This window comes from Streptomyces sp. NPDC005533 (assembly GCF_042871845.1).
Lineage (GTDB): Bacteria > Actinomycetota > Actinomycetes > Streptomycetales > Streptomycetaceae > Streptomyces.
In genome coordinates this window covers 115,288-131,070 of the sequence record NZ_JBIAJH010000017.1, presented here as the reverse complement: position 1 = coordinate 131,070, position 15,783 = coordinate 115,288, and the positions used below count along the sequence as shown (strand labels likewise).

14 protein-coding genes, 1 tRNA gene and 1 riboswitch are annotated in these 15,783 nt (G+C 73.8%); of the genes, 3 read left to right on the top strand and 12 right to left on the bottom strand.

All coding sequences use genetic code 11. The features are described from left to right. The first annotated feature begins 28 nt into the window (after positions 1-28). Positions 29-1,063 carry an NUDIX domain-containing protein gene (locus tag ACFYP3_RS19305; protein WP_388833686.1) on the top strand — a complete coding sequence of 345 codons (1,035 nt, stop codon included), beginning with the start codon at positions 29-31 and terminating at the stop codon, positions 1,061-1,063. A 55-nt stretch (positions 1,064-1,118) separates the two neighbouring features. After that, positions 1,119-2,324 (top strand): MFS transporter, encoded by a 1,206-nt coding sequence (locus ACFYP3_RS19300; RefSeq protein ID WP_388833683.1) that lies wholly within the window; start codon positions 1,119-1,121, stop codon positions 2,322-2,324. Between the two features lie 43 nt (positions 2,325-2,367). Here ACFYP3_RS19300 and ACFYP3_RS19295 read toward each other — a convergent pair whose 3' ends face one another. The 12 genes from ACFYP3_RS19295 to ACFYP3_RS19240 all read right to left on the bottom strand — a co-directional run bounded on the left by ACFYP3_RS19295 (position 2,368) and on the right by ACFYP3_RS19240 (position 14,481). Beyond that, positions 2,368-3,813 (bottom strand): glyceraldehyde-3-phosphate dehydrogenase, encoded by a 1,446-nt coding sequence (locus ACFYP3_RS19295; protein ID WP_388833680.1) that lies wholly within the window; start codon positions 3,811-3,813, stop codon positions 2,368-2,370. 132 nt (positions 3,814-3,945) lie between these two features. Next, positions 3,946-5,598, bottom strand: coding sequence for a phospholipase D family protein (locus ACFYP3_RS19290; protein ID WP_388833677.1), 1,653 nt, complete (start codon positions 5,596-5,598; stop codon positions 3,946-3,948). A 212-nt stretch (positions 5,599-5,810) separates the two neighbouring features. After that, positions 5,811-5,884 (bottom strand) — tRNA-Pro (locus ACFYP3_RS19285). Between the two features lie 153 nt (positions 5,885-6,037). After that, positions 6,038-6,400: an MmcQ/YjbR family DNA-binding protein gene (locus ACFYP3_RS19280; RefSeq protein ID WP_388833673.1), complete on the bottom strand. Its 363-nt coding sequence runs from the start codon at positions 6,398-6,400 to the stop codon at positions 6,038-6,040. Positions 6,401-6,473: 73 nt separating this feature from the next. Continuing rightward, the gene (locus ACFYP3_RS19275) at positions 6,474-7,043 is read right to left on the bottom strand and encodes a GAF domain-containing protein (RefSeq protein WP_388833670.1); all 570 of its coding nucleotides are present in this window, start codon (positions 7,041-7,043) and stop codon (positions 6,474-6,476) included. Beyond that, on the bottom strand, positions 7,040-7,660 hold the full coding sequence (locus tag ACFYP3_RS19270) for an ATP/GTP-binding protein (RefSeq protein WP_388833668.1): 621 nt from the start codon (positions 7,658-7,660) through the stop codon (positions 7,040-7,042). Before ACFYP3_RS19270 ends, ACFYP3_RS19275 begins: the two co-directional genes overlap by 4 nt. Further along, on the bottom strand, positions 7,638-8,057 hold the full coding sequence (locus ACFYP3_RS19265) for a DUF742 domain-containing protein (protein ID WP_388833666.1): 420 nt from the start codon (positions 8,055-8,057) through the stop codon (positions 7,638-7,640). Before ACFYP3_RS19265 ends, ACFYP3_RS19270 begins: the two co-directional genes overlap by 23 nt. After that, complete coding sequence (locus ACFYP3_RS19260) at positions 8,054-8,488, bottom strand: roadblock/LC7 domain-containing protein (RefSeq protein WP_388833663.1); 435 nt, start codon at positions 8,486-8,488, stop codon at positions 8,054-8,056. Before ACFYP3_RS19260 ends, ACFYP3_RS19265 begins: the two co-directional genes overlap by 4 nt. A gap of 36 nt (positions 8,489-8,524) precedes the next feature. Continuing rightward, positions 8,525-10,984, bottom strand: coding sequence for an ATP-binding protein (locus ACFYP3_RS19255; protein ID WP_388833660.1), 2,460 nt, complete (start codon positions 10,982-10,984; stop codon positions 8,525-8,527). 212 nt (positions 10,985-11,196) lie between these two features. Next, positions 11,197-12,402, bottom strand: a complete 1,206-nt coding sequence (locus ACFYP3_RS19250; protein ID WP_388833657.1) for an MBL fold metallo-hydrolase — start codon at positions 12,400-12,402, stop codon at positions 11,197-11,199. Positions 12,403-12,578: 176 nt separating this feature from the next. Then, a complete protein-coding gene (locus tag ACFYP3_RS19245; RefSeq protein ID WP_388833654.1) occupies positions 12,579-13,364 on the bottom strand; it encodes an SGNH/GDSL hydrolase family protein in 786 nt (261 codons plus the stop codon). Positions 13,365-13,527: 163 nt separating this feature from the next. Continuing rightward, positions 13,528-14,481: a peptidoglycan DD-metalloendopeptidase family protein gene (locus ACFYP3_RS19240; RefSeq protein ID WP_388833651.1), complete on the bottom strand. Its 954-nt coding sequence runs from the start codon at positions 14,479-14,481 to the stop codon at positions 13,528-13,530. Positions 14,482-14,485: 4 nt separating this feature from the next. Next, positions 14,486-14,703, bottom strand: a riboswitch (cyclic di-AMP (ydaO/yuaA leader). 282 nt (positions 14,704-14,985) lie between these two features. Here ACFYP3_RS19240 and ACFYP3_RS19235 point away from each other — a divergent pair. Continuing rightward, positions 14,986-15,777: a tyrosine-protein phosphatase gene (locus ACFYP3_RS19235; protein ID WP_388833649.1), complete on the top strand. Its 792-nt coding sequence runs from the start codon at positions 14,986-14,988 to the stop codon at positions 15,775-15,777. Positions 15,778-15,783: the final 6 nt, after the last annotated feature.

Below are 15,783 nucleotides of genomic sequence, written 5' to 3'. Positions count from 1 at the left end.
GCCCGACCACCCGATGCCAGGAGTTCTTGTGCCCGACCGCCCCTCCCCCGACGCGGTGCGCGCGTACCACGCCGCCCGGCCGGCCCCGCTCGTGGCCGCCACCGGGATCGTGCTCGACACCCGTGGGCGGGTCCTCGTCCTGTCCACCGCGGCCAGGGCGGATCCGGAGCTCCCGGGCGGCGCCGTCTCGGCCGCCGAGACCCCGGAGGCCGGGCTGGCCCGCGCCCTGCGCGAGGACCTCGACCTCCACCTGCCCGCCGGCCGGCTGCTGGCGGTCGACTCCCGGCCGCCCGGGGCACTCGACCGCGCCCTCGTCGTCCACCTGCACCTCGTCGGGCCGCTGACCCCGGAGGAGGCCGCGGCGCTCTCCTTCCGGGACGGCGGGGTCACCGAGGCGCGCTGGCTGCGGCCGCAGGAGGCCTGCGAGGTCCTGCCGGCCCGCGTCGCGCCCCGGCTGCGGGCGGGTCTGGCCGCCCTGCACACCGGCTCCTTCGCCCACCTCGTCGACGGCGTGCCGCAGCCCGGCTCCCCGGCCGGCCTGGACCCGGCCCGGCGGCTCGCCCTGGAACACTCCGGCGCCCTCGACTCGGCCAGCCACCGGGCCAGCCGGCCCAAGGCCGTGACCGCCGCGAGCGTGGTGTTCACCGCCGCCGACGGCCGGGTCCTGCTGGTGCAGCCCGCGTATGGCCGCAGCGACCGCTGGAACCTGCCGGGCGGCGGCATCGACAGCGACCTCGGCGAGACGCCGCGCGCCGCCGCCCGGCGGGAGGTCCACGAGGAACTGGGCCTCGGCCTCGCCCCGGGCCGGCTGCTCGCCGTGAACTGGTCGCACAAGCCCGGCCGTCCGGCACGCATCCGCTTCCTCTACGACGGCGGCGTCCTCGACGCCGCCGTCCTCGCCCGGATCCGCCTCGACCACACCGAACTCCTCCAGTGGCGCGCCGTGCCGCCCGCCGAGCTGTCGGGCCTGGTCAAACCGGCCCTCCGACGCCAGATCACCGCCTGCCTGACCGCCCGCGACACGGGCACCGGCCCGCTGGAGCTGCACGCCGGCCGGCCCTGAGGGGCGGGTCCCGCCCGGCGCGCCGGGCCACGGCCGCCGGGTTACCGTCGGCGGCATGGACGGTGATCGCCGAACGTGGCGCCAGTGCTTGCTCGGCGGGGCGGTCTTCGCCGTGTGCATGGCCGGCACTACCCTGCCGACCCCCCTCTACGGCCTCTACCAGGAGAAGTTCGGGTTCTCCGAGCTGATGGTGACCGTGGTGTACGCCGTGTACGCCTTCGGGGTGATCGGCGTACTGCTGCTCGCGGGCAGCGCCTCGGACGCCGTCGGCCGACGGCCGGTGCTGCTGGTCGGCCTGGGTTTCGCGGCGGCCAGTGCCGTCTGTTTCCTGTGCGCCACCGGCATGGGCTGGCTGTACGCGGGACGGCTGCTGTCGGGGCTGTCCGCCGGGCTGTTCACCGGCGCGGCGACGGCGTACGTGATGGAGCTGGCACCCCGCGGCGGCGCCTCGCGGGCCACGCTCGTCGCGACGGCCGCCAACATGGGCGGGCTGGGCTGCGGTCCGCTGCTCGCCGGGGTGCTCTCGCAGTACGCCCCCTGGCCCCTCTACCTGACCTTCGCCGTGCACCTCGTCCTGGTGGCGGCCTCGGCCGGCGTCCTGCTGGGGCTGCCGGAGACCGTGACGGAGCTGCGGCCGCTGCGCACCGTACGACCGCAGCGGCCCGGCCTGCCGCCGCAGGTGCGGGCGGTGTTCGCGCCCGCGGCGACCGCCGCGTTCGTGGGCTTCGCCCTGTTCGGGGTGTTCACCTCGGTCAGCCCGGCGTTCCTCGCCCAGTCCCTGGACGTGCACAACCGCGCCGTGAGCGGGACGGTCGTCGCCCTGGCCTTCTTCGCCTCGACCGCCGGACAGCTGGCGGTCGGCCGGGTCGGGGTGGGGCGCTCGCTCCCGCTGGGCTGCGCCGGGCTCCTCGCCGGGCTGGCGCTGCTCGCGGGCGCGCTGGTGTGGGACCTGCTGGCGCTGGTGGTGGCGAGCGCGCTCGTCGGCGGCGCCGGGCAGGGCCTCGCCTTCCGCGGGGCGCTGTCCGCGGTGGCCGCCGCCTCGCCACCGGACCGGCGCGCGGCGGTGATCTCGACGCTGTTCGTGGTGGCGTACGCGGGCATCTCGGTGCCGGTGATCGGCGTAGGACTGCTGGCCGACCCGCTCGGCCTGGAGGGCGCCGGTCTGGTCTTCATCGCCTGCATGGCCGTGCTCGTCTCGGGGGCGGCGGCCTACCTGCTGCGCCGGCCGGTACGGGTCGGGAGCACGTCAGGCCCGGCCTGACGGCCGGGCCTGACGGGAGGAGCGGTGGAGCGGTGTGCCGGGATCAGACCGCCGGGACCGGGTAGGTCGGGTACTCCACGCCGGACACGTGCTGGACCACGCGGATGACCTGGCAGGAGTAGCCGAACTCGTTGTCGTACCACAGGTAGAGGATGGCGTTGTCGCCGTCGACCTTGGTGGCACCGGCGTCCACGATCGACGCGTGGCGCGAGCCGACGAAGTCCATGGAGACCGCGTCGGGGGCCGTGGTGAAGTCGATCTGACGCTTCAGCGGCGAGTGCAGGGAGACGTCGCGGAGGTAGTCGAGGACTTCCTCGCGGGTGGTCTCGCGGCCCAGGCGCAGGCTGAGGATGGCGATCGAGACGTCCGGGACGGGGACGCGGATCGAGCTGCCGGTGATCGGCGCCTTCAGGTTGGGCAGCGCCTTGGCGACGGCGGAGGCGGCACCGGTCTCGGTGATCACCATGTTCAGCGGCGCGCTGCGGCCACGGCGGTCGGCCTTGTGGTAGTTGTCCAGCAGGTTCTGGTCGTTCGTGAACGAGTGGACGGTCTCCACGTGACCGCGCAGGACACCGTACTCGTCGTCCATGGCCTTCAGCGGCGGGACGATCGCGTTGGTGGTGCAGGACGCGCAGGACAGGATCCGCTCGTCCGGCTTGATGGTGTCGTGGTTGACGCCGTGGACGATGTTCGGGACGTCGCCCTTGCCCGGGGCGGTCAGGACGACCTTGTCGATGCCGGGGCGCAGGTGGTTCGACAGGCCCTCGCGGTCCCGCCACTTGCCCGTGTTGTCGATGAGGATGGCGTCCTTGATGCCGTACGCCGTGTAGTCGACCTCGGAGGGGTCGTTGGCGTAGATCACCTTGATGCTGTTGCCGTTGGCGATGATCGTGCTCGTCGCCTCGTCCACGGTGATGGTGCCCTGGAACTGGCCGTGGATGGAGTCGCGGCGCAGCAGGGAGGCGCGCTTGACCAGGTCCTGCTCGCCGCCGCCGCGGACGACGATGGCACGCAGGCGCAGGCCGTTGCCGGAGCCGGCCTTCTCGATGAGCAGGCGGGCGACGAGGCGGCCGATGCGGCCGAAGCCGTAGAGGACGACGTCGCGGCCGGCACCGCGCTCGATCTTGTTCTCACCGGTGGCGCCGACGACGGCCGAGGCGGTGAACTCCTCCACCGACAGGCCGCGGTCGTCCGTCTTGTACGCCTCGGCGAGCAGGGCGATGTCGATCTGCGACGGGCCGAGGTCGAGGGTGGTGAGCGCCTGCAGGAACGGCAGCGTCTCGGTGACCGAGAGCTCCTCACCGGCGATCTGGCGGGCGAACCGGTGGGTCTTGAGAATGCTGACCACCGACTTGTTCACCAGGGAGCGGCTGTGGACCAGGACCGTGACGTCCCGCTCCCGGTGCAGCTTCCCGATGATCGGGATCATCGACTCCGCGATCTCCTCGCGGTTCTTCCAGCTGGTGAACGAGTCCTCATTGACAGTCACAAGATTATCTTTCGAGCTAGGCGGTGCTCATATGCTAACCCGACGTCGCTCTGGCCCCTCAGGCGGTACCCGCCGCGGCCGGGAACGTGCGGTGTGTGCCGTAAAGGTGCCCCTGGTTGCGGTGGTTTGACCTCAGAAGGCATTGCGGCGGCGCATCCGCATCGGGCGGCCGTCCGGGTCGACCAGGAGGTGGTTCAGCGGAGCCGCGAGCAGCCGCTGCGCGGGGGCGAGGTCCGGCGGGACGTAGCGGCGCAGCCGGCCCGGCGGCCGGGGACCGCGGCGGCCGCCCGCGTGCCAGGCGTCCAGCGCGGCGGCCGACGCCGCGAAGGCCTCGAACGCGGCCACCGGATCGCACAGCGGGTCCGCCGCGTCCGGGGTGCCGGCCCCGGCTGACTCGGTCGGCGCGTCCAGGTGCTCGCGCATGAGCCCCAGGCGCAGTGCGCGGGCGAAGGCGCGGGCGCCGTCGCCGAGGCCGGCCGGGTCGCGCGGAAGCCGGGGGGCCGGGGTCTCGTCGTAGACGGCGCAGCCGAGTTCCGAGTCGTGGGTCCACGAGCGGAGGTTGATGTTGTCGGAGCCGACGGAGGACCACACATCGTCGATCACGCACACCTTGGCGTGCACGTAGACCGGGGTCCCGGCGTGGTTCTCCAGGCCGTACAGCGCGACGCGGCCGCCGCCGGCCCGGCGCAGTTCCTCCAGGGCGTCGATCCGCCCGATGAGGTTCATCGGCCCGGTGAGCCGGCCGTCCTGCTCCGGGACCGTGGGGACGACGGCGATCAGCCGCAGCCCCGGATGCCGGCGCAGCGCCCGGGCGAAGAAGGCCGCCACGCGCGGGGACCACAGGTACTGGTCCTCCAGGTAGATCAGCGCCCGGGCCCGCCGCAAGGCCTTGTCGTAGGCGCGGGCGATGCTGCGTTCGCCGTCGGGTGCGAAGGGGTAGCCGCCCAGCAGCCGGTTCGGATAGGTCCGCAGCACCTGGACGGTGTGCGGGCCGCAGGGCGCCGGATCGGCGGACTGCGGGGGCAGCCCGTCCCCGCCGGTGTCCTCGCGGTGCGCCAGCGACCGCAGGCGGGTGAGCGGGCTGCGGCTGAGCGGCGCCGGGTCCTCCCACCGCTCGCGGAAGACCGCCTCGACGTCACCGACGGCCGGCCCGCGCAGGGCGAGCTGGACGTCGTGCCACGGCGGGTGCGGACCGTAGGCGGGTGCCAGCGGCACCGACTGGCGGTCGCCGCGGTGCGCCGCGTCGTCGTTGCGGTTGTGGCAGAGGTCGATGCCGCCGACGTAGGCGACGTCCAGCCCGGGACGGCCGGGGTGGCGCAGCACCACCATCTTCTGGTGGTGGGAGCCGCCGGGCCGCACCCTCATGTCGAGCAGGCACTCGCCGCCGGCCTCCTCGATCTCCTCGCCGAGGTGGCGGTTCTCCGCCTCGCTGAACTGCAGGCTGTCGAGGTGGGAGCGCCAGAGCAGCCCCTTGACGACGACCCCCCGCTCGGCCGCCCGGCACAGGACCGTGCCGATCTCGGTGCCGGGCCCGTCGAGGCGCTCGTCGGGATCGCCGCGCCAGTCCGTGAACAGCAGCAAGTCGCCCGCGCGCAGCGCGCGGATCTCCGCCAGCAGCTCGGCGAAGTACGTGGCCCCGTGGACCAGGGGCCGTACGTGATTGCCCCGCGACCAGGCCGTGCCGTCCGGGCGGCGCCGGTCCAGGCGCGTCGCCGGGTTGCCCCGTTCACCCGAGGCCAGCAGCCAGTCGGCGCAACCGGGGCCGACGGCGTCCGCCGGCCTCACGGCCGACCCGTCCCAGGATCCACCGCACCGCTCCGATCGTGCGCGCGTAGGTACGTACCGCAATCCCAGGCTAGGCCGGAAGCGCCACCCCGGCCGCCGGGGCGAACGGCCGGGGAGCGGGTGAGTCGCATGCCACCGGTGCGCGAGCGGACGCACGAAAGGCCGCCCTCTCGTGGATGAGAGAACGGCCTCCGACCTGCGTTTCCGCACAGTCGGGACGACAGGATTTGAACCTGCGACCCCTTGACCCCCAGTCAAGTGCGCTACCAAGCTGCGCCACGTCCCGATGCCCGCTGACCTGGGGTTTCCTCCTGGCCGAACGCGCATGAGAACGATACCGCATTTCAGCGGGTGGTCGCACGCACCTTTTCCGCTACCGGTTCCACGGGTGCCGCGTCGGCGACGTCCGCCGGTCCCGCGCCGGGCGGTGGGCCGGTTCTCAGCCCGCCGTGCCGGTGAGTTCCGGATGGGCCGCGATCAGTCGTTTCGGGGCCGTCTGGAGCCAGGAGTCGGTCAGGATGGAGCGCAGCTCCGTCGCGTCCGCCAGGGCCTCCAGGCGGACGCGGATCCAGGCGTAGTTGTCGTCGTGGCCCGGATGCAGGAAGAACTTCTCCGGCTCCGCCGCGATCAGCTCGGCGCGGTCCTCCTTGGGGCACTTCACCCCGATCGAGGTGTCGTCGTCGGCCAGCGCGACGAAGATCTTCCCGCCGACCCGGAAGGTCGGCTTGCCCCAGGCGGGCTTCTCGCTGCTGTCCGGGAGCGACAGTGCGATCAGACGGACGTCCTGCGCGGTCGTGGTCATCCCCGAGACCCCTCTCCAGCCACCGGTGAACCCTCGTCCGACGACCGTAGCCCCCGCCACCGACATGCGGCGTTCACCCCCGCCGGTCCGCCGCCCGGGCCTGCGCCCGGTCCTCCCGTGCGTGCACCAGCGCCACCAGCTCCGCGGCCAGCGCCTTGACGGTGGCGAGCCCCGCCGTCCCCCAGCGCCGCGGCACCACGTCCACGGCGCACACCGTGCCCAGGACGATCCCGCGCCGGTCCGTGAGGGGCGCGCCCACGTACGAGCGCACCCCGCTCTCGTCGACGACCGCGTTGCCCGCGAAGCGCGCGAAGTCCCGTACGTCCTCCAGTACCAGCGCCCGCCGCCGGACCACGACGTAGGGGCAGTAGCCGTGGTCACGGGCCAGGACCCGCGCCGGGTACCCGCCGGCCGGGGACTCGGCCGCGTGGTGCAGCCCGGCGAAGAACTGCCGTTCCTCGCCGATGAAGTTGACCCCGGAGTGCGGGGCTTCGAGCACGTCCGCGACCCGCCGCGCGAAGGCGTCCAGTTCGGCGTCCGTCCGCTCCCCCAGACCGAGCTCGCGCAGCCGGACGGCGCGCGCGGGTGCCTCCCGGTCCACCGGCGTGAGCAGCAGGTGTCCGGTCGATTCGTAGTACGTCATGGCGGTTCCCCCGGTTCCGAAGACGAAGAGCTGACAGTGGATGTGGACATGCAGAGGAGGTGATGGACGAGGGCGGCCAGGGCGCCCGTACCCGAACTGGTCAGGCGCGCGTCGCACCGTACGACGGGCACCTCGGGCCCGAGCCCGACCGCTTCGCGGACCTCCTCGGGCGCGTAGCGGTGGCCGTCCTCGAACTCGTTGACGGCCACGATGAAGCCGATCCCGCGCCGCTCGAAGAAGTCCACGGCGGGGAAGCAGTCCTCGAGGCGGCGCGTGTCGGCGAGCACCACCGCCCCGAGCGCGCCCGCGCACAGCTCCTCCCACAGGAACCAGAAGCGGTGCTGGCCCGGCGTGCCGAAGAGGTAGAGCACGTGGCGCTCGTCGAGGGTGATCCGGCCGAAGTCGAGGGCCACGGTCGTGGTGGTCTTCGTCTCGACGCCGTGCGTCGGGTCGGTGGCCGAGCCGAGGTCGCTGAGGAGTTCCTCCGTGCTCAGCGGTTCGATCTCGCTGACCGCGCCCACGAAGGTGGTCTTGCCCGCGCCGAAACCCCCCGCGACCAGGATCTTCAGGGTCGCGGGGGCGGCAGCGGGGGCTTCACAGGCGTTTTCGCAGGCCATCGAGCACCGCCCTCAGGAGTGACTGGTCGGTGGCGGCGAACCCGTCGCCGCCGATGCCGGGGAACCGCGGCGCCTGCGCCATGACGGCCCCGTGTTCCATCAGGTCGGACAGCAGCACCTTCACCACCGCGGCCGGCAGCCGCAGCTGCCCGGCCACCTCGGCGACGGTGACCGCGGCCGCGCCGGCGCACAGCCGCAGCACGAGGGTGTGCTCCGCCCCGAGCGCGATGCGCGGGCGCACGCCGGTCGCGCTCACCAGCGAGAGCAGGTCGAGCGCGACGCCGGGTCGGGTCCGCCCGCCGCTGGCGGTGTACGGGCGCATCACCCGGCCCGCCGAGTCGTCGAGCCATGGTGTGTCCCGCCCCTTCGCGTACGCCCCCGTGACGCGGACCCTCATCGCTCCGGGTCGGCGGTGGGGCGCCGCGGCGGGGCGGCCAGGTACGGGCGGACGCTCTTGACCAGCATCGCCATCTCGTAGCCGAGCACTCCGGCATCGGCCTCGCGGTCGGCGAGGACGGCCAGACAGGTCCCGGAGCCGGCCGCGGAGACGAAGACGAGTGCGGTGTCGAGCTCGACGACGACCTGCCGTACCTCCGAGCCGGCGCCGAACCGGGAGCCGGCGCTGCGGCCCAGCGAGTACAGGCCGGAGGCGAGGGCCGCCAGGTGGTCGGCGCTGTCGGCGTCCAGGCCGTGCACGCAGGTGACGAGGCCGTCGGCGGTGAGGAGTACGGCGCTGCGCGTGTACGGCACGCGCTGCACCAGGCCGCTGAGCAGCCAGTCGAGGTCCGAGAGCCGGGTGCCGGTCTTCGTCGCCACTTCGCCGCCCATGGGGGGTGTGCTCCTTGCTGAGGTGAGGTGTCGGGTTCATCGCTCGTTCTCCGACTGGGCGAGGCCGAAGCCCCGTTGGAAGGCGGCCATCAGGCCCGGATCGTGCAACGGCTGCTCGGCGTCCGCGGCTGGCCGCGGTACGGGGGCCTCGCGCAGCTGCGGTGCGAGGTGCTGCTGCGCCCGCCGCCGGGGCAACGAGGGCCGCTCCTCCCCGCCCTCGGGCTCGGGCTCGCCGCCCCGCTGCAGGGGCAGCAATCCCGCCGCCTCCCCGACGGACGGCCCACTGCGGGCCCACGCGGCGCCCCCGGCCCAGGTCTCGCCCCCGGCCGGAGCCGGGTCCGCCGCGGCGGGAGCGGGCAGCGGCGCGGACGCGACCATCCGCTCGTCCCCGCCGTCGGGGCCGTACGCGTCCCGGGCCCAAGGCTCGGCCGAGGCCGGATCCGTATCTCCCGGGGGCACGCCGTCGCCGGGCACGGGCCCGTCAGGGGCCGCGGTCCAGGGCTCGGCCCCGGGCGGAGCCGCGGGCGCGGCCGCAGCCTCGGGGCCGTACGCGTCCCCGGCCCAAGGCTCGGCCGGGGCCGGATCCACATCTCCCGGACCTGCTCCGCCCCGGAGCACGGGCTCCGGCCGGAGCCCGCCCGGGATCCGAGTCCAAGGCGCGGCGACCGAACCGGTCACGTCCGTGAGCGGAGCCGAAGCCGTAGCCGGAGCTTCTGCGCCGGCCGCGGGCACGGCCGTCGCCGGGGCGCCGGCTACAGGCCAGGCCGCGGGCTCGTCCCTGGGGACGGGCCGGTCACCGGCCTCCCGCCGGGGATCGGACTCCGGACCGGTCGAGGCCGCTGCGTGATCGTCCACGGCAGGAGGGGGAAGCGCCGCGGCCTCGGACCAGGCCGAGTGTCCGCCCTCCGGCACGGGCCGGGGCCGGTAGCCGGCCTCCGCCGCGGGCACGGGCACAAACGTCTCCTCCGACCGAGGTTCGGCCCTCGGGACGGCAGCGGCCGGGTCGTCCTCGGCAGCAGCGGGCAGCGGCACCGGCCAGGCCGCAGCCGCGTGCGTGGGCCCCGTCGAGGGCCCGGGCGGCGGGCCCGCCGCCGCGTCGGGCTCGGCGTTGCTCGGGACGGCGGGGGCGGTGGGAGCTGCCGGCCCCGATCGCGGTGCGGGGACCGCCGGGGCGCGGGGTGGGGTCGGCGACCAGGCCTGCGGTGCGGGGACCGGTTCCAGGCGGGGGGCCGGCGGCGGCTCGGCCGTGCCCCACCAGGTCGGCCGGGAGCCACCCGCGACGTCGGCGGCGCTCGGCGCCTCCGCGCCCAGCAGCTCCTGCGGCAGCACGAGCACGGCGAGCACGCCGCCGTAGATGTTGGACTTGAGCTCGACGGCGATCCCGTGCCGGCGGGCCAGCGCCGACACGACGAACAGCCCGATCCGCCCGTCCGCGAGCAGGTGCCGGACGCTGATCTGGTCGGGGTCCCCGAGCAGGGCGTTCATCCGGTGCTGTTCCTCCACCGGCATGCCCAGGCCCCGGTCCTCCACCTCGACCGCGATCCCCGCGGTGACCCGCTCGGCGCGCAGCACCACATCGGTGTCGGGCGGGGAGAACACCGTGGCGTTCTCGACCAGTTCGGCCAGCAGGTGCACCACGTCCGCGACGGCGTGCCCGCGGACGCTGCCGCCGGCCGGGGGCACGACCTTGACGCGGGTGTACTGCTCGACCTCCGCGACCGAGGAGCGGAGCACCTCGCTCAGGTCGATCGGCCGGGTCCACTGGCGGCGGGAGGCGGACCCGCCCAGCACGGCGAGGTTCTCGGCGTGCCGGCGGATCCGGGTGGCGAGGTGGTCGACGTGGAAGAGCTCCTTGAGCAGGTCCGGGTCCTCGACCGTGTCCTCCAGCTCGTCGAGGAGCGCGATCTCCCGGTGGACGAGGGATTGCAGTCGACGCGCGAGGTTGACGAAGACCTCGACCTTGCGCTCGCTGTCGGACGGCGTGGCCGGTCCGGCCAGCCGTACGAGGGTCGCGTGCGCCTGCTCCCGCGCACCGCGCAGCTCCTGGGAGAGCAGCCAGAACTCGTCCACGCCGGCCGGATCGCCCCCGACGAGCGGCCCGGTCGGCCCGCCCCGCACCGGGCGGGGCGGGGTCTCGCCCCGTTCCAGCAGGTCGGCGGCGGTACGCAGCTCCTGGCGGCCGCGCACGCTGGAGCGCCGCAGCGCCTCGCACCGGTCCCGTACGGCCTTGGCCCCGCGCTGGGCCCCGAGGAGGGCCGCGGCGAGGGCCCCGACCACGAGCAGGGCGCAGCCCGTGAGCACCGGCCAGAGTCGGGCGTCACGGTCGCCCGCGCCCCCGCCGAGCTGGAGGGTGAAGATCACCGCGGCGGCGCCGCTGAGCGCGGCGGCGAGCGTGGGCAGGACGGCGGCGCGCACCAACTGGGGCCGTATCTGCCGGCCGGGACCGGTGACGGCGTGTCTCGACGGGGCGTGGCGGGCGGCGCGGAGTCCGGACATCGGCGTCCTAGGTACGTTCGGTACGTGGGGCCCGGCCCCCAGCGTTCCGGGGCCCGGTGTTGATCACCGGATACCCACGCTAGACCCCGCCGTCCCGCCCCGGAACGCCAGTTGGGGAACTTCGAGGGGGTGCTTCCCGCTCCCGGTGGAGCGCTCGTACAACCGCCCGAATGCGCCGCCTGCCCCGCCCCCGGGGACGGGCGGCGGCGACGTCAGGACCCGACGGCCTCGGGTTCCTCGCGGGTCACGGCCCGCGGCAGCTCCTGCGCGGTGACCGGGCCGGGGGTCGCGGCCGGGGCGGTGACCGCGCCACCCGCGACGAACGGTCGCCACCAGGGCTGGGCCGGAGCTTCGTCGGCGCCCGGCTCGAACGGCTGCCCCGGGATCGGCAGCGCGACGGCCGCTCCGGCCCCCTCGGCCGCGGCCAGTGTGCCCTCGCCCGGCTCGTCCCACGGGTGCAGGGCCAGGTTGAAGGTGCCCCAGTGGATCGGCAGCATCGTGCCGTGCGGGACGCCGCCCTGGAGGTCGAGGTGGGCGCGCATGCCCTCCTCGGGGGTCATGTGGATGTCCGGCCAGTACTCCGAGTACGCGCCGATCTGGATCATCGTGGCGTCGAAGGGCCCGTGCTCGGCGCCGATCTCCTCGAAGCCGGGGAAGTAGCCGGTGTCCCCGCTGTGGTAGATCCGGTGCTCGTCGCCCGCGACGACCCAGGAGGCCCACAGGGTGTGCTGCTGGTTGCGCAGGCCGCGGCCGCAGAAGTGCCGGGCGGGGGTGGCCGTGAGGGAGAGGCCGGCGATCTTGGTGGTCTCGTTCCAGTCCAGCTCGCGCAGCCTGTCGGGGGCCACGCCCCAGCGCTCCAGGTGCGCGCCGACGCCGAGCGGGACGGCGAAGACCGTGTCCGTACCGGCCAGGGCCTTGATGGTGGGCAGGTCGAGGTGGTCGTAGTGGTCGTGCGAGATGACCACGACGTCGACGTCGCCCAGCGAGGCCAGCGGGACGGGCACCGGGTGCAGCCGCTTGGGGCCGGCGAAGGGGAAGGGGGAGCACCGCTCGCCCCACACCGGGTCGAACAGCACCCGGCGGCCGTCGATCTCCGCGAGCACGCTGGAGTGGCCCATCCAGGTCAGCCGCAGACCGCTCGCCGGCGGCTTCGCCAGCTCCGCGAGGGTGGTCGGGTAGACGGGGATGGGCGCGGCGGGACCGCGCCGGACCCGCTGTTCCCGGTGGAAGTAGATCTTGGCGAACTCCGCCATCGAGCCGGAGGGTCTGTTCCGGGCACCGACCGGGTTCTGGAAGACGCCGTCGGCGAAGTTCGGCGAGCGGCGGATGCGCTCCAGCCGGGCACCGGACGGGTCCGCGCCGAAGGCTTCGGGCCGCAGGGCACGCAGCCGGGGACGCAGGGGACGGGAGCCGGTCAAAGCGCCTCCAGGGAGGATGGAGTAAGGGGTGGTCGTCTCTCTACGACCATCCCAACGCACACCGGCCCCGAAGGATTCCGCCGACCGACCCGTCCCCCTGCCCCCAGTCCCCCAGTCCCCCTGTTCCCCGTCCCCCCGTTCGTCCCCGTCCCGGTCCCCCGTCCGCGTACGTACGGCTACAGCGGCAGCAGGTCGGGCCGCTTCGCCTCGACGTGGTCCCCCGAGGACTCCCCGCGCAGCCGCCGGCCGATCCACGGCACGAGGTGGTCGCGCGCCCACTGGATGTTGTCGCGGGTCACGTCCACCGAGCCGCGCGGCCGCTGCGGCGGCCACGGCTGGTCGGGGTCGGTCGGCACGTCCAGCCCGAGCACCTGCGCCGCGCGCAGCGCGACCCGCGTGTGTCCCTCGGGCGAGAGGTGCAGCCGGTCCGTGTCCCACGCCCGCCGGTCCTGTACGGACCTCAGCGACCACAGGTCGAGCACCGGGCAGTCGTAGCGGTCGGCGATGGCGCGCACGTGCGCGCTGTACGTCGCCACCTTGCCGCGGAGGTGCTTGAGGACCGGCACGCCCCGGGTGTCGAAGCCGGTCGTGATCATGACCTGGCCGACCGCGCCGGCGAGGTCGGCCACGGCCGCCTCGAACCGTTCCGCCACGTCGTCCGGGTCGCTGCCGGGCCTGATGATGTCGTTGCCGCCCGCGCAGAAGCTGACCAGGTCGGGCGCGAGGGCCTTGGCCCTCGGAAGCTGGTCGGCCACGATCTGGTCGAGGAGCTTTCCGCGCACCGCCAGATTCGCATAGCGGAAGTCGTGCTCGTCGCGCTGATCGGCCAGGAGTACGGCGAGCCGGTCCGCCCAGCCGAGATACGAATCCCCGGATCCCGGGTCCCCCACGCCCTCCGTGAAGCTGTCCCCGATCGCCGCGTACGAGCCGATGGTCTTGAGTTTCGTCGTCGTCGCTGCCACGGGACACCATCCTTCACTCCCGTAACCAACCTACGCCAACGTAATGAGGGGTTGACGGACCGTGATCTGTACCACGTGGGGGATAAGGAATAAGTACACGTGAGGCCGGGACCCCCCTCGGGCCCCGGCCTCACGTGTGTCCCTGCGCCGACGGCGGGTGCCGTCAGATGCTCACACCCTTCGAGCGGAGGTAGGCCAGCGGGTCGATGTCGGAGCCGTACGAGGGGCCCGTACGGATCTCGAAGTGGAGGTGCGGGCCGGTGGAGTTGCCCGTGGAGCCGGAGAGGCCGAGGGTCTGCCCGGCGGTGACGCTCTGGCCGGAGGAGACGGACAGCTGGGACAGGTGGGCGTACTGGGAGTACTTGCCGTCCGCGTGGCGGATGACGACCTCGTTGCCGTACGAGCCGCTCCAGCCGGCGGAGACGACGGTGCCCGCGCCGACGGCCCGGACGGTGGTGCCGGAGCTCGCGATGAAGTCCACGCCGGTGTGGTAGCCGGAGGACCACATGCTGCCCGCGACCTTGTACTGGGTGGAGACGCCGGTGGAGGCGAGCGGGGCGACGAAGCCGGAGGCCGACTTCTGCGCGGCGGGCGCCCCGGCCTCGGAGTCCTGCTCCGCGGGGGCGGCCTTCGCGGCCGGCTTCGGCGCCGGCTTCGGCGCCGCCTCGGGGGCGGACTCCGGAGCGGGCTCGGCCTCCGCCTCCGGGGCGGCGTCCGCCGGGTCCGCCGCGCCCGGACCGCCGAGGTGCAGCTTGAGGCCGGGGTGGATCAGCGACGGGTTGCTGCCGACCGCCTCGCGGTTGTCGGCGTACAGGCGCTCCCAGCCGCCGGAGAGGTGGCGCTCGGCGGCGATCTTGGAGAGGTAGTCGCCCGGCACGACCGTGTAGACGCTCGGGGCGGCCTGCACGGCGGCGACGGGCGCGGCCTGCAGCGCGACGGGGACCTGCGGGGCCACGGCGGGGGCCACCGCGGTCGCCGCGGCCGGGGCGCCGGCCGCCTGGGCGCCCGCGGCGCCCATCAGCGGCAGCGCGAGGGCCGCGCCACCGGTGCCTGCGACGGCGAAACCGCGCGATATCGAAAGGGACTTGGGACGGCGGTGCTTACCCTTTGCAGGCATGGCGAATTCCTCTCCGGCGCCTGCGAGGTGAGCTGTCGGGTTCGGACTGGAGATGTCCGGACGTACCTGTACTGGACCTGTACGTCTTCACCCCGAGCCGTCCCGGCGAAAAGATCTCCGAAAAGATCTCCGGGACAGCGGCTTACCTGGTTCCCCCGCTCCTGCCGCGCGAATAGTCGGGTGCGGTTTCCGGGCGGCGGCAGGATTCGGCGATCCACCCGGATCGATCGCGAAGGTAAACCCTTGCGACGGCGGGGAACAAGCCATGAATTCCCTGACGGAATCACAGGGATGAGGAATCGGCGGAATTCTGGTCACCCTGCGTCCATTACCCGCCGTCAACAACCGCTCCGACGGGGCCATTCGGCATTCGTGATCAGGCACTCACGGTCACCGTATGATCTGGCTCACGGGGACGTGCCCGATCTCGCCTCCGGATATGGCAAGTTGGCGCCAAACAGCTCAATTCGGACAGAAGTCTCACCTTGAAGCGGAGGAGTTCCCGTGACCCAGCAGATACAGGAGCCGGAGCTGACCGGAGTGCGCAATTTCCGCGATGTGGGCGGATTGCCGACTTCTGATGGCCGAAGGGTCAGGACGGGACGACTCTTCCGAAGCGGACATCTCGCACATGCCACTGAAACCGATGCAGAGTTCCTCGCCTCGCTCGGCCTCCACACCATCTTCGACTTCCGCAACGGCGCCGACCACGCGCTGGAGGGGCTGGACGTGGAACTGCCCGGGGTCCGGAACGTGAACATCCCGCTCTCGGATCCGGCCGACGGCCGGGAGTTCTGGCGGCTGGTCCGCGAGGGCGACCTCGACCAGCTGCGCACGATCCTGGGCGACGGCAAGGCCGCGGCCCGGATGACGAACTCGTACCGCAGGATCATCGAGCAGCGCACGGCCGAACACAGCCGGGTCGTGCACGCGCTCGCCGAGGACAGCGTCCCGGCCCTGCTGCACTGCGCGGCCGGCAAGGACCGGGCCGGTCTGTCGATCGCCGTCACCCTGCTCGCGCTCGGCGTCGAGCGCGAGGCGATCGTGGCGGACTACCTGGAGTCGAACGCCCCGCACCGCCGCTACCGCGTGCACCGCAGCAGCGCGACCGACGAGGCCCGCTCCCCCGAGGTGATGGAGCTGCTCGCACCGCTCTTCGACGCCCGCGCCGAGTACCTCGTCGCCGCATTCGAGACCATCGACGCGACCTGGGGCGGGGTGGACCCGTACCTGGCGGAGGGCCTCGGGCTGAAGCCCGAGACCCTCGGCCGGCTGCGTGACCGGCTGCTGGCGTAGACCGCC